The 14,286-nt window shown below is 44.4% G+C and carries 14 protein-coding genes and 1 pseudogene; 10 read left to right on the top strand and 5 right to left on the bottom strand.

Annotated elements, in window-relative coordinates:
• Positions 1-121 precede the first annotated feature (121 nt).
• The 4 genes and pseudogenes from QUB11_RS07500 to QUB11_RS07485 all read left to right on the top strand — a co-directional run bounded on the left by QUB11_RS07500 (position 122) and on the right by QUB11_RS07485 (position 5,027).
• A complete protein-coding gene (locus tag QUB11_RS07500; RefSeq protein WP_333198380.1) occupies positions 122-3,571 on the top strand; it encodes an nSTAND1 domain-containing NTPase in 3,450 nt (1,149 codons plus the stop codon).
• Positions 3,572-3,642: 71 nt separating this feature from the next.
• Positions 3,643-3,999, top strand: a complete 357-nt coding sequence (locus QUB11_RS07495) for a hypothetical protein (RefSeq protein ID WP_333198378.1) — start codon at positions 3,643-3,645, stop codon at positions 3,997-3,999.
• A 245-nt stretch (positions 4,000-4,244) separates the two neighbouring features.
• Positions 4,245-4,382 (top strand): annotated as a pseudogene (locus tag QUB11_RS07490) (Uma2 family endonuclease); the annotation flags it as partial.
• Positions 4,383-4,745: 363 nt separating this feature from the next.
• Entirely contained in the window at positions 4,746-5,027 is a 282-nt protein-coding gene (locus QUB11_RS07485; protein ID WP_333103320.1) for a YiaA/YiaB family inner membrane protein, read from the top strand.
• A 95-nt stretch (positions 5,028-5,122) separates the two neighbouring features.
• Here QUB11_RS07485 and QUB11_RS07480 read toward each other — a convergent pair whose 3' ends face one another.
• The 4 genes from QUB11_RS07480 to QUB11_RS07465 form a co-directional block, all read right to left on the bottom strand.
• Complete coding sequence (locus QUB11_RS07480) at positions 5,123-5,593, bottom strand: ferredoxin (protein WP_333198376.1); 471 nt, start codon at positions 5,591-5,593, stop codon at positions 5,123-5,125.
• A 77-nt stretch (positions 5,594-5,670) separates the two neighbouring features.
• Positions 5,671-6,057, bottom strand: coding sequence for a DUF1257 domain-containing protein (locus QUB11_RS07475; RefSeq protein WP_242716193.1), 387 nt, complete (start codon positions 6,055-6,057; stop codon positions 5,671-5,673).
• A 40-nt stretch (positions 6,058-6,097) separates the two neighbouring features.
• Entirely contained in the window at positions 6,098-6,307 is a 210-nt protein-coding gene (locus QUB11_RS07470; protein ID WP_015176940.1) for a DUF2997 domain-containing protein, read from the bottom strand.
• Between the two features lie 386 nt (positions 6,308-6,693).
• Entirely contained in the window at positions 6,694-7,566 is an 873-nt protein-coding gene (locus QUB11_RS07465) for an ABC transporter permease (protein ID WP_333198374.1), read from the bottom strand.
• Positions 7,567-7,748: 182 nt separating this feature from the next.
• Between QUB11_RS07465 and QUB11_RS07460 the strand changes: the two genes are divergently transcribed.
• Together QUB11_RS07460 and QUB11_RS07455 are read left to right on the top strand one after the other, a co-directional pair.
• Entirely contained in the window at positions 7,749-9,077 is a 1,329-nt protein-coding gene (locus tag QUB11_RS07460) for a pitrilysin family protein (protein ID WP_333198372.1), read from the top strand.
• Between the two features lie 490 nt (positions 9,078-9,567).
• Positions 9,568-10,596 (top strand): C39 family peptidase, encoded by a 1,029-nt coding sequence (locus tag QUB11_RS07455; protein WP_333390178.1) that lies wholly within the window; start codon positions 9,568-9,570, stop codon positions 10,594-10,596.
• Positions 10,597-10,955: 359 nt separating this feature from the next.
• On the opposite strand, the gene nadC is transcribed toward QUB11_RS07455, so the two are convergent.
• Positions 10,956-11,819, bottom strand: coding sequence for a carboxylating nicotinate-nucleotide diphosphorylase (gene nadC, locus QUB11_RS07450; RefSeq protein ID WP_333198368.1), 864 nt, complete (start codon positions 11,817-11,819; stop codon positions 10,956-10,958).
• A gap of 83 nt (positions 11,820-11,902) precedes the next feature.
• Here nadC and QUB11_RS07445 point away from each other — a divergent pair, with 83 nt between their 5' ends.
• From QUB11_RS07445 to QUB11_RS07430, 4 genes are all read left to right on the top strand, one after another.
• The gene (locus tag QUB11_RS07445) at positions 11,903-12,058 is read left to right on the top strand and encodes a hypothetical protein (RefSeq protein WP_333198366.1); all 156 of its coding nucleotides are present in this window, start codon (positions 11,903-11,905) and stop codon (positions 12,056-12,058) included.
• 26 nt (positions 12,059-12,084) lie between these two features.
• A complete protein-coding gene (gene vapB / locus QUB11_RS07440) occupies positions 12,085-12,300 on the top strand; it encodes a type II toxin-antitoxin system VapB family antitoxin (protein WP_333198364.1) in 216 nt (71 codons plus the stop codon).
• Between the two features lie 2 nt (positions 12,301-12,302).
• A complete protein-coding gene (locus QUB11_RS07435) occupies positions 12,303-12,689 on the top strand; it encodes a type II toxin-antitoxin system VapC family toxin (RefSeq protein ID WP_333198362.1) in 387 nt (128 codons plus the stop codon).
• 127 nt (positions 12,690-12,816) lie between these two features.
• Complete coding sequence (locus QUB11_RS07430; protein ID WP_333198360.1) at positions 12,817-14,040, top strand: GTPase; 1,224 nt, start codon at positions 12,817-12,819, stop codon at positions 14,038-14,040.
• Positions 14,041-14,286 lie beyond the last annotated feature (246 nt).

The raw sequence follows: 14,286 nt of genomic DNA, 5'->3' as shown, positions 1-14,286 counted from the left end.
AGTTTGCTGAAAGATCGAGCTTGCTTCCGAAAAGTTGAGTTATTCTAGCGATAGAATTAAAACAGCTATTTAGGGTGCGTGTCAACTAAGGCAGTATTTTTTTAAATCCAGGTTGAACTAAATGGCTCGTTACGCCCTTGTTATTGGTATTGCTCAGTATCAAAGCTCCAACCTCAAACCCCTCTCTAAAGCGGCTACTGATGCTGAAGTTGTTGCACGGGTATTAGAGGAATATGGCCAGTATACTGTTACTCGACTGCCACATCGCTGGAACGCTGAGACCCAACGTTTTGAAGTAGCACAGCAAAAAAGCGTTTCTGCTGATGAGGTATGTGAAGCTCTGCAAACTTTGCTCTTGGAACAAGGTACGAAAAGTGATGTACTGATTTATTTTGCGGGTCACGGTCTGACTTTTTTTGATAACTTGGGGGAGCAAAAAGGAGCATTGGCTACTTCCGACTGTCAGGTGGAAATGGTGGGAAGACAGGTGGTCAATTATAAATACGGGATTGATTTGTCAAGCCTCAATCGGCTAATTAAGAAGTCGGATCTGAGCAGTTTGGTAATGTTGTTGGACTGCTGTCATAGTGGATATTTTCTTGAAAGTCAGCTAGTGCAACAAACTTTAACCGCTTTCAGTACACAAAAGGATTATTATTTAATTACGGCTTGCCGGAGTTTTGAGACTGTAAAAGCTTTGGCTGGGGAAGCGCACGCCATTTTTACAGGAGCTTTGCTGAAGGGTTTGGCATCGGAAAATGCTAGTAGAAATGGGCAGGTCAGTGGCGATCGCCTATTTGATTATATCAGCAATGAACTTAAGGGCACTCAGTGGGGGCAAGAAGCGATTCGTATGGGCTGGGGCCGCTGCATTACTCTGGTAACGTATCCGCAACTAGAGACTTCGGCTACTGAAATTAATTTCGATCGCCAAAATCCGTATCTGGGACTTTCAGCTTTTGGAGCTGAACAAGAGAAGTATTTTTGTGGGCGGGATGAAGCAGTTCGGACGCTGATTACTCACCTTACAAATAGCCGTTTTCTATCTGTTATCGGCTACTCTGGTTCGGGCAAATCTTCTTTAATAAAAGCGGGATTGCTGCCAGACTTAAGTCGGGATAGAATTCCTGGTAGCAGTCAGTGGCCGGTTGAATCTTTTACTCCTGGTAAGCACCCCCTCGGAAAACTGGTGGATATTCTAGCTCGACATCGAGAGCAGAATCAGCTTTTTGTAATTTTTATAGATCAGTTTGAGGAGGTATTTACTCTCTGTGAAGATGAAGCCGAGCGACAGGGTTTTATCCGCCTGATCGCACAGGAGATGAAGGATACTGAGCGAAAGAGTCGGATGATTATTGCACTTCGTGGAGATTTTTTAATTCGCTGCGCTAATTATCCAGAAGTTTTAAATTTGATTAATCACATTCCGACTACAACTTATATTGTCAAGTCGCTAGGGATTGAAGAGTTGCCAGAGGCGATCGAGACACCGGCAGAACTGCACGGGGTCAAATTTGAGCGAGGGTTAGTATCCCAAATTGCCCAAGATGTGGCCGGTCAACCGGGAGCATTACCGTTATTACAATACGCTTTGAAAGAGTTGTGGCGAGTCTGCATAGAAAAACCAGAATCACCAGAGCCCTTACTGACAAAAAAAGGCTATGAAGAAATTGGCGGTGTTCAAGGGGCTTTGGAAAATCGAGCTAATGTGATCTACCAAAGTCTTAGTGATGGCGATCGCCTTTTTGTACGCAAACTGTTTATGGAATTGGTGCAGTTGGGTGAGGGTACGGAGGTAACGCGCCGGCGGGCTGATTGGGATAGATTGAGGGCGATCGCGGATTCTCTAGAGCAGTTAGATCGGGTAATTGGGTTGTTGGCTGGGGCGCAGCAGCGTTTAATTATTGTGGATGAAAACACGGTGGAAGTGGCTCACGAAGCTCTGTTGTGCCGCTGGAAGTTACTGAGTAATTGGATTGAAGAGGATCTGGAGAATATTCGGATTCGTCGGCGGTTAGAGAGAGCTTGTCGGGAGTGGGAAGAAACTTATGGTAAGTCAGATGATGCGCTGTTGACAGGTGCGCGATTGGCGGAGGTTGAGGAGTGGCAGAAGAGGGTGCAGCCGGATTTGACTGGGGATGAGAGGGATTTTTTACAGAAGAGTGTGGGTAGGCGCGATCGGCAGATTCAAGATGAAATAAAGGTACTAGAAAGGGAAATACAACTGACGGATGAAAAACTTAAGGCTCAAAAGCAGAGAACGAAATGGGCGATCGCATCTAGTATCCTTCTAACATTTACACTTGGTTTGGGATTACTAACCAATGTACTTGCAAGTCAGAAGAGAGAACAGGAAGCCATGACTATTGGAACCTTGATATCTACACCCCAAACATTATTTAATCAGAAAGATCAGCTTGGGGCAATGATAGCGGCAATCAAATCACTCTCTACCTTAGAAAAACTTAAGGGTAAAGATGCGATAGTTCCGAATGAGCTTAAGTCTGTAATCGCTAAAGTGCGGGAATATAATCGGTTAGAACATAGTCACGCTGTTCGAGTTGTGAGTTTTAGCCCAAGTGGTAAAACTATCGCTACTGGCAGTAAGGATGGTTCTATAAAATTATGGGATGCTGAAGGAAAATTTTTACAATCCCTGTCTGAAGACTTAGGACACAAACAGACAGTTTGGAGTATAGACTATAGCCATGACGGTGCCATTGCATCTGCTAGTAGTGATAAAGTAGTTAAAATTTGGGATGCTAGCGGGAAGTTCAGTAAAAATCTTACGGGTCATACAGATGCAGTCTATGACGTAAATTGGAACCCCGTTGCAAACAAAGTTGCTTCTTGTAGTGGAGATGGCACTGTAAGGATCTGGGATGTTACAACAGGAAACCAAATTGACTTTTTGGCTAATCAAGGAAGACTTCTAAAACTAGACTTTAGTCCCGACGGTTCAAAAGTTGCATTTGTTGGAAATGATAATAAGGTTAATATATGGAATATAAAACCTAATCCTAATAAAAATGAGCCTAAAGAAGTGATAACTCTAGGCAAGCATGATAATCAAGGTCGCCTTACCTTTGTAAAATTTAATGGAGATGGTACTATTCTTGCCTCTAGTGATGACGATGGAAATATTCAATTGTGGAATGTTAAGGCAAATAAGAAAATAAGAACTATTACCTCGTCGGGGAGTGTAATAGAGGGATTAGCTTTTAGTAGAAAAGAGGATAATATTATCGCTGCTGCCCTTGATGACGGCTTAGTAAAGATGTGGAATTTAGAGGGCACTTTTCGAGAAAAGCTGGAAGGTCATCATAATCTACTTTGGTCATTAAGTTTTAATCTAGCTTCTAGAAGTGAAATAGTTATTGCATCGTCTAGCGAAGACACAACAGTAAAGCTATGGAAAATTAAGAAGTATAAAGATTGGGATGATAAGGTGGAAAGTATGTTAGAATATAGTTGTGATTTCTTAAGGTCATATTTTCAGACCGCTCAAAAATTATCGTCTGAAGCTAAAGAGAGCCATACTATTTGTTTGCAAAAAAATATAACTGAATGAAATAGTCTTAAATAACTAAATTATTCAGTCAATACAAGAAATCAAATTCAATTGATAGGGAGAAAATGGATATGGATTTATTGGAAGCATCTCTAAGAATTACTCGACCCACATTGGAACGAGATGATTTAGTAGATTTGTCGATGCGGGAAAATCCGAGTGAAGAGCAAGTGCAGAGTGAGTTAGAACGTAGTGCAAAAATTCACGAAAAACTGTCAGAACTGGCAAATATTGCTCTACTTCGGTTGCCAGATTGCAAAAAAGTTTTTCCTGGCTGTTGCCCAGAATATAACGCAATAATCGAGCTGACAACAAAACTCTTGGAAAATTCTCAATACAATTATGACGGGCGGCTAAAGTACCTAGACGTACTTATCAAGAAACCTGAATTAATTACTCGATTTTTAAACAAGCCTGTTAGTAGTTAAGCCTCTTAAAGTCAAAAGCTATATACAAAGGTGTTGCACCTAAGGAGAGAAACCTTAGAATGAGCAGGGGACAGGACGAAAATCCTGCCCTATTTCTCATGGCAAATCCCAAAGTCGCTAAAAAGTTTTTTCCTAATCAAACGATGCAGATTGTAGCAAGACTTTGGAGAATTGGTATTAACACCATAGCCCCTCACCCTCCCCAGCCGCTATACTCAAACCAGTATCCCCAAGCACCAAACCAGATGGTACAACAACTCACCCCTGAAACCAAACCAGAAATCATCTACCCCGATCGCGACGGAGAACCAATAGCAGACAACACCAAACAATTCCGATGGATTGTCACTATTAAAGAAAATCTAGAAATCTTGTTTGCCAGCATCCTACTCAAGCTGAACAACAACGGCAGCGTGCAGAGGAAGCGATCGCCCAACTTGAACAAGAACGACATCGTTATCAAACTTTGCTACAACAAATACAGCAGCAAACCATAAACGCCGACCCTAGTAATTAACAATACGAATCCAACTAAATCAATCTCCCTTAGTCCAGTTTTCAAACTGTCCACTCCTACCAAGTCTTTCGAGAGCCTTAAACCCTATCTACAGCGTTCTAATTTTTAGTAAAAAGCCCGATCGCACTGTTCACTTATCGAAACTGTCCCTTCCTCTCCTGACCGCTTCACTCACGCTATCTATTCTTTAAGTTAATGGACCAAAAGATATATTTGACTTAGAGGCACTATGCAGAAACAAATCCTACGCCAAAAAGATACTAATGCTTGGATACTTCAGTGCTGGGTTTCTTTTATTGTTGCCCTTTCCGCAACTACTGTAGGTATCATTTATTTACAGGTAGACCCCTGGCAAAAAGCTTTTATGGGTATGGGTTTAACTTTTTCTGTCGGCTCGTCTTTTACTTTAGCAAAAACCATTCGCGATAACAACGAGGCATCAACATTAACTGCCAGAATCGACGAAGCTAGAGTTGAGAAAATTCTCGCTGAGCACCATCCTCTCAAATAAACTTTAATTATACAATGTATACAAAAAACAGCCCGCGCGGGCTGTTTTTGTTGTTTGAGTCACAGGTTTTAACCAGTGGATGTGAATTGGGGATTTCAATGGGTACCTTTGAACTTACGATCGCCCAACTTATTCTTTTGTCGCTGGCGAACACCGGCCTTAACTGTCGCCATATCCACCGGAAAACCAACGACAGGAATCACCTGATCCTTGCGTTCTTCTTCCAGATTCTTGAGTTCGGTGTAATCAACCCAGTGAATGCAATTCACCGGACAAGTGTCGATCGCCTCAGCAATCAACTCTTCAGAATCCCCGTCTTGTCGAACTACGCGCGATCGACCGTAATCCGGTTCAATATAAAAAGTATTGCGAGCAACGTGAGCGCAGTGCTTGCAGCCAATGCAGGTAATCTCATCAACATAGACACCTTTTTGGCGCAACACGCCGCCCAACTCCGGTTCCAAACCAGAGCGATCGGGCGCATCCCGCAAAAAACCCCCCAACTCCGGCTCTAAACCAGAGCGATCAATTGCTGTATCTATTCCGAGTCCAGAAAGCTCAGACATTTAGACCCCCACAATAGTAAATAAGTCCGCACAGGCGGACTTTGATGAAACAAGATTGCAAAAATCTCGAAAAATTATTAAGCGCACCAGCGTTGCACCACCAAGCGGAGCGAACCGTCTTGATTTTGCTTTTGCTCAGAAATTTGGAAACCCTGCTTAGCGCTTTCATTCACCACAGTATGGTAAGCGTAGCGCTGAGTCACCTTATTCAGAAAACGGTCTACAGACCAAGCTTGCTGCCAAAACTGCAAGTCAGCCACCAATTCATACTCAGTCCCGTTCCAGCTAAAACCTACGTCGTAGCCGTTTTTTTGCTCAATCACGACCTCAGCGGTGCTGGTTAGGCCGCGATAGCCACGCACCTCAGTCGGGCCAGACTTCCAGTCAATACCCAAGTCAGTTAAAGCAGCTTCCAAAGAATTCAAATTGCGGATCTGGGTCTTAATTTGGCTAAAGTGTGACATGGTGATTCCAAAAAAATTTAAGTGAACTCAACAAAAAAAATTACCAATCGCTAAAAGCCACTTGGGCCGTCGCTTCGGCTGACTGATGCAGCGCTTGCGTGAAATATTCAGATGTTGACTCTTGGTGAAGCACCACGCCGAGCTGAGCTTCAATTGCAGCCGTTACCTCAGCACAGGAAGCACCGACAATGCCGGTGACTGTTTCCTGTACGCGGCCATCTGGATAGATCACAAACTCTAGTGTTTCCATAATGCGGGCTGACTGAATAGGAATATTGAGAACAGACACCGACACCAGCAAGCCAGGGACGATGCCTCCTGAAGTAGCTTCTTGAGAGTTGGCTGACTGACAAAGCGCTATATCAATTTTGACGAATTGATAGGTTTTGAGTCACAACTTAACAGAAGTTATTAATAGGTAGAAGCAATACATCAGTTGTATGTAAAGTTTCGCGTAGATCGTGACAGCAGTCAAGTCGGTCGATTTTAGATTTTAGATTTTAGATTTTAGATTTTAGAGGGAGGAGGAAGGAAGAGGGGATGAACCGCAGAGGGCGCAGAGGGCGCAGAGGGCAGAAGGCAGAAGGTAAAAGGCAGAAGGCAAAACGCAAAAATATAAATTCCCCCACTTCCCCTCTAATTCCCTCTGGGGTCTAAAACGTCTCGCAGGCCATCCCCCAAAAGGTTGAAACCCAGAACAGTCAAGGTAATCAGCAAACCTGGAAACACGATCGTCCAAGGAGACGAAAGAGCGTATCCGCCCTTAAAAGCATCAGAAAGCATTGTCCCCAACTCAGGAACCGGCGGCTGTGCGCCCAAACCCAAAAAACCTAAACCTGCAGCTTCTAGTGTCGCCGTACCAGTCGAAAGAGTTGCTTGTACAACTAAAGGCGCGAGACTTCCCGGCAAAATGTGGCGAAAAATAATCCGTAAGTCGCTGGCGCCCAAGGCTTTGACAGCCAAAACAAATTCTTGTTCCCGCAGAGACAGCACCATACTGCGAGTTAAACGGATGTAAATTGGAATTTGCACGAGGCTGACAGCGATAATTACGCTTTGCAGGCTCGGCCCGGTGACGGTAACAACGCCGATCGCCAGTAAAATCGAAGGAAAAGCTAACAAAATATCCGCCAAAGTGCCGATCGCAATTTCCAGCAACCCCCGAAAATACCCGGCCACGAGCCCCAAAAGCGCTCCCACAATTAAACCCGCACCCACAGAAACCAGGCTAACGAGTAAAGAGATCCCCAATCCGTGCCACACCCGCACCAACAAATCTCGCCCCAAACTGTCGGTGCCAAACCAATGTTTAGCGCTAGGAGCCACTAAGCGCGACAAATAATCTCGATCGACCGCCGAATCGTAAGGGGAAAGTAGGGGGGCCAACAGTGCCGCGATCGTCAGCGCTACAGTCAAAATTAAGCCGATTTTCCCCGAAGTCGATCGCCAAAATCGTTGAAAAGCTGCTTGTGGAAATATTAAGTTTTTATTCCATCTTCGATTTTCCATCTTTTGCTATCACAAAAAAACTGAGGAATTAAGCAACTATTAGGATAAATTAACGCTCGCGATCGCCCCCGACAACATCCCCACCAACCATCAGCCGTGGGATCAATCTAAAATCTAAAATCTAAAATCTAAAATCGGATGACCCTTTAAGATATAGAGAACAAGATCAATTTAAAAGCGCAATGACATCAACTCTACTCAAAACCTCAGCCCGATCGCCCCTCAACGCCCCAACAATCCGCCATTTCCCCAACGGCCTCACCGTTATAGCCGAACACTTGCCGGTCGATGCTGTTAACCTCAGCGTGTGGCTCAATTTAGGCTCAGCCGTCGAACCAGACGACATTAACGGCATGGCTCACTTTTTAGAACACATGATTTTTAAGGGAACTCCCAGCATTCCCAGTGGCGAATTTGAGCGCGCGATCGAGCAACGCGGCGCTGTCACCAATGCTGCCACCAGCCAAGATTACACTAACTATTACATCACCACAGCTCCTAAAGATTTTGCCGAACTAGCTCCCCTGCAAGTCGATGTGTTGCTCAACGCCAGCATTCCCGACGACGCCTTCGATCGCGAAAGGCTGGTAGTCTTAGAAGAAATTAGACGATCGGAAGACAATCCCCGCCGCCGCACCTATCAGCGATCGATGGAATTAGCCTTTGAAGTCCTGCCCTACAAGCGACCGGTACTCGGCCCGACTGCGGTAATTGAACAGTTGACAGCGCAACAAATGCGGGATTTCCACAGCAGCAGATATCACCCAGGAGCCATGACAGCCGTAGCTGTCGGCAATTTGCCAGTCGATCGACTAATAGAAATTGTCGCAGACAGTTTTGCAGCAAAAAGTACACCACAAAACAACAAAATAAATCTGCCTGCTGTCAGCAACTTTCACCCAGAATCCCAAATCCTGAACTACGGCCAAGAATCGCCGTTTACAGAAACAGTCCGCCGCGAATTTGTAGACTCTGCCCTTCAGCAAGCGCGACTGATCGTGATGTGGCGAGTGCCAGGTTTCATGGAAATGTCCGAAACTTATGCCCTCGACGTTTTGGCGACAATTTTGGGACACGGCCGCACAACTCGCTTGGTTCAGGATTTGCGCGAAGAAAAAGGGCTAGTTTCGTCAATTTCGGTCAGCAACATGACTCAGCGACTCGGCGGCGTATTCTCTATTTCCGCTCAACTAGCAACAGAAAACTTGGCAGCAGTGGAAGCAGCCATCGTCCAACACATCCGCACTCTCCAAACTGAACTGGTGACAGATGCCGAAATTTCCCGCATCCGAACTCAAGTAGCAAATCGGTTTATCTTTGGTAACGAAACTCCGAGCGATCGAGCAAGTTTGTACGGTTACTATCAGTCGATGGTAGGAGATATCGCTCCCGCCCTCAACTATGCCGCCTGCATCCAAGCTCAGACTGCCGAGGATCTCCGAGAAGCCGCTGTCAAATATCTGTCTCCCGACGCGATGGGTGTTGTGGTAATTCGCCCGGACGAAGCATAAATCGGACTTCGCCTCAACAGGGGAATTCTGCCATCCATCTGCTTTTAAGGCATCCAACAGCATTGGGGATTCGGCAGAAACAATGTCAACGCGCACCAGGGATTTTTAGTCAATAGTGCGTGAAATTCGATCGGCTCTCGCCTTGAAGGTTTTGTATCCAATAATTAGTATGAAGCCTTTAAGGTACGGGCTATCGGCAAAATTACCGTAATTTTATGAGACGATAAACTGGGAATTATTGATGAGCCAGCAATTTAGTCTAGGAAAACCGGGTTTATTGGCGATCGTAATTCTAAAATCTAAAATTTAAAATCTAAAATCTAAAATCGATTGAGCGGCAAAATTACCGTAATTTTATGAGAGGATAAACTGGGAATTATTGACGAACAAGCAATTTAGTCTAGGGAAACCAGATTTATCGGCGATCGTAATTCTAAAATCTAAAATCTAAAATCTAAAATCTAAAATCGATTGACAGGGGCACGCAAGCATGAAATTACAAAACTTTCTCAACTCAGAAATTAGGTACGATGCCAAAGCAATCGCTGCAGACGACGAACTCAGTGGCCAAATTCAAAGCCGCCTCATTGACCTGGGTTTACTGAAGCCTCCCGTAGACGGAATTTTTGGCCCTCTCTCTACCGCCACCCTCCACCGATTTCAAACTCTGATGAAGTGCGGCGAAGCGGGTTTTTTGGGAGCAGTCACAGCCAAAAAGCTGATCGAAACCAAACCAGAGGACATTCCCACACAGCCCCTGATCCTGAAAACGCTCAGAGACACCATTTTAAAATCAAAACCGGTCGCGTCTTCTCAACTTCAGGACTCAGAAAAACAAGTAATACCAGCCGGAAAAGAGTTGGAGATCCTGGCTTTTGCTCCGGCTCGGGGTCACATCAGAGTTGCTCTCCGCAACGAGTCTTTCAAAGGTTCAGGGGTTTGGTATGTTTTCGGAGGACACGCTCAAATTACTCAAGACAGCATTCTGCTTTTTCCGAAACCTAATCCCCCAACTGTCAGGCTTGGCATTCCTTATCTATCGCAAATGGATAACTTGAATAATCCTACAGGTTCTTGCAATGTAACTTCATTAGCGATGTGTCTGGACTTTTTGAAGGTGCCACGGCGCAAACAAACCGGGCAATATGAAGACGAACTCTACGAATATGCGATCGCCAAAGGTTACAGTCGCTGGGATCCCTACGATTTAGCAAAGATTGTTAGAGATTACGGCGCTCAAGATTTCTTTACCGAGAATGCAACTATTGATGACGTTCAAGATTGGCTAGCCAGCGGAAATCCCGCTGTCATCCACGGATACTTCACATCTTTCGGTCACATTATAGTTGCATCAGGCTACGACAGCGAGGGATTCTTCGTCCACGATCCCTATGGCGAGTGGTTCCGAACTGGCTACGATACAAGTGTCAGCGGTGCTTACTTGCACTATACTTACCGCTTAATCCGCAGCCTCTGTATACCTGACGGAAATTTTTGGGTTCATTTTATCTCGAAGTAATCGTTAAGAGTCATTAGTCATTAGTCATTAGTCATTAGTCATTAGTCATTAGTCATTAGTCATATCATGTCCGGTCGATCGACAGCGATTTTTGTAGGGGCCCGTGAGCCAACAATACCTGCCAATAATTGACAATCTCAAAAACCCGCCCCGACCGGGATATCAGGGTTAATTTATCGGACATTATATCATCATTAGTCATTAGCTAAGAGATAAGTTGGCTCTTGAATTATTCGGCGATTCAAATCGCTTAAGAGTCAACGAAATCCGAGCAGAGGGGGGCTAAAGAGTAAAAGGGGTATTAAAGCCTGATTTTGTATTAGCCATATTTTCTCTCACTAATGACTGCTGACTAATGACTAATGACTCTGAATTTTCATACTCAAATCCAGCCAAGTCGATCGCGTAATCGGAGCACTGGTAGAAATATAGTCAACTCCGGTTTCCGCTACACTTCTAATTGTTTCTAAAGTAACATTGCCGGAAGCTTCAATTTTTACCCGATCGCTCTTTTGGCGAATTATTGCCACAGCCTGCCGCATCAAATCGCAGGACATATTATCTAACATGATAATATCGGCTTTGTGCTGCAAAGCTGTCTCTACTTCGGCGAGAGTTTCGGTTTCGACTTCGATCGTCAGCGGATAGGGGATAGAATTGCGAATTAGGGCGATCGCCTCTGCAATTCCTCCAGCCGCCGCAATGTGATTGTCTTTAATCATCACCGCGTCATCTAATCCCATCCGGTGATTGCAAGCACCACCGACTTGAGTCGCGTATTTTTCCAACAATCTCAACCCTGGCGTTGTCTTGCGCGTATCCACTAATTGCACGGGCAAATCGGCAATTTTGTCAACATATTTCTGAGTCAAAGTAGCGATGCCGCTTAAACGCATTGCCAAGTTTAATGCTACTCTTTCTCCGGTTAGCAGCGCATCGAAATTGCCGGAAATCTCGGCGATTACTTCTCCTTTTTCGCACAGTTTCCCTTCTGGTACTTGGGGGATGAAACTGAGGCTGCTGTCTAAAAGTTTAAATGTGCGATCGGCAATTGGCAATCCCGCAATGACTCCAGCTTCTTTGACAATCCATTTAGCAGTACCCTGGATGCTGTTTGCGGGAAATAAGGCCGATGTTGTGCGATCGCCCCTACCGATATCTTCTAGTAGCCAGTTGTGCAATAGGGAGTCTAAAACTATCCAAGGCGGTAATATTGCTGTCATGTTTTTGTCGGTTGTTATATCAAGATGATATCTACTAGGAAGAATAGTCGATCGGGTGATTTTAGGCAAGTTGCAAAATAAGGATGGTGTCAGTGCGATCGGGGGCGATTCCCTACCCTTCGGGAACGCTTCGCGAACGGGATAGCTTCGCTTCACGGGATTTAGGAGGCGGGGGCGATCGGGCTAGATCATGGGGTATTCTGTTGCTGACATTGGGTGTTGGTGCTTTAATGGAGTAGATGCGTTGCGATCGCGAGCAGAAACCATGATACAGCCAGTCATTTTAGAAAAATTAGCAGAACTCCCTGAGTCTCTTCAGACAGAAGTGCTTCATTATATTGAGTTTTTGATCGAAAAGCAGGCTAAAAACTTAAGTCAAGAAAAGCCGACAAAGCGAGGCGGGCTTGGAATTTGGAAAGGTAAAATCTGGATGTCTGATCATTTTGATGAACCTCTAGAAGATTTAAAGGATTATATGTAAACATGAATATTCTACTGGATACCCATACTCTTCTCTGGTACTTGGAAGACAGTAAACAATTAAGTTCTCAAGCAGCAGAAATTATTGAAGATCCAAGTAACGCTCTCAGGTTGAGTATCGCCAGCTTATGGGAAATTTCGATTAAGCTTGGTTTAGGAAAACTTAGCTTACAAAACTCATTCTCTGAGTTAGAGGAAGTGTTGCAACAACTAAAGATAGAAGTTCTGCCCATCGCATTCTCTGATACAGAATGCTATCTTAACTTGCCGCTGCATCATCGAGATCCTTTCGATCGCATTCTGGTAGCACAGGCGATTAATCATTCCCTTGTTTTGGTTAGTCGCGATGTGGCTTTTGATGCCTATGACATTCAGCGGGTATGGTCATAATGAATGCAAATATACTATCTTCCTTGCTAATTTAGAACGAACCTGATAAAATAAAATTCAGATTTTCCGCATTCTTCTTGCTATCAAGGCTTCACACCTAATTACTATCTAAACTGGGAGTTTGAATATGCCTGCTTCTGACGAGACAAATAAGGCCATTAACCGCAATGAATCTTTAGTAACAGAAATCCTAAAAATTGTTGATAATCTCCCAAACTTTGTTCCCATTAAAGGCGACATTCAAGAGAAACTGAACGATGTACGTTCTGCTATGCTAGGACTACGAGCGCCAAGGATCATGGTAATAGGTCGATCTAGATCCGGTAAATCATCCTTAATTAATGCAATATGCGGGTTGAAAGTTGCAGAAATGAGTGATACAAAGCCAGAGACAGGCGAGGCTGAATGGAAAGATTACCATCACGACGGCGTTGATTTACTACATATTCTGGACACACGGGGTTTACACGAGGCAGTAGTTCCGACAAAAGCCGATCCAGCAAAAGATCCATGTGACAGCATCATGAAAGCTGTAAACAAAGAGTGCCCAGATGTTGTTCTTTTTATATGCAAGGCGACAGAAGTTCATAGTGGTAGTCAACAAGATATTGATAGTTGTATATCTATTCTCACGAAAATCAAGAATAAATATAATCGTGAGTTACCCGTGATTGGAGTTTTAACTAAGTGTGATGAACTAGCTCCTCCAAGGGTTACTTTACCCACAAATAACGAGAGAAAAAATCGCAATATTGATGCAGAAGTCCAAAATTTCTATGGTTATTTACAACAGCGAGAGAAGTTGCAATCTCATATAAAGAAGGTTGTTCCAACCGTTGCATACGCTGAGTATGAAAATGGCAGAAATGGTTTGATACTTCCTGACGAGGACGACCGATGGAATATCACTGAATTAGTTGAAACAATGATCAAATATACGCCCAGAGAAACACGCGGCTCTTTGGCACGAATGGCACACCTTGCAGAGTTTCAACTCACTGTTGGTCATACAATTGTTGCAGCCTGTTCTGGATTGAGTGGCGTTGTCTCCGCAATCCCGATACCTGGTGCAGCAATACCAGCGGTTGTGGCTATTCAAACTTTTATGGTGATGTATATCGGTTGGCTGAGTGGTCGGGAGTTTTCGGAACAAACAGTCAAAGATTTTGCGGTAACTGGGGGAGTAGCTGCTGGTGCAGATGCTGGAATGCGGGGCATCGCTGACATCGCTTTGAAGTTCATACCTGGTTGGGGTAGCGTGCTGTCTGCGGGAGCTAGTACAATTGCTACAAAGGGTTTGGGGGATGCAGCAATCGCTTATTTTCTTAATAACGGTAAAGCCCACTCTTGACTGCTAAAATAAGGGCGATCGCCTGTGATGATTGTGTTAAAATATGGTTCGAGTCCCCCGCAATTCTAGCGTAAGGATTCAGGTCAAAAAAGACTTAAGTGGCGGCATCTGGTAAAATAAAGGAATGAAAAAGCCCACAGCCACCAGACAGAAGGAAAAAACCGAAATAGAGCAGTTGAGCCAAGCTGAACTGGTAGAAATGGTACTGGGGCTGCAAAAAATCATTGCAGAATTGCAAGAAAAACT

This window comes from Microcoleus sp. B6-A1, assembly GCF_036705085.1.
GTDB lineage: Bacteria > Cyanobacteriota > Cyanobacteriia > Cyanobacteriales > Microcoleaceae > Microcoleus.
This window is presented reverse-complemented; position numbering and strand designations above follow the sequence as displayed.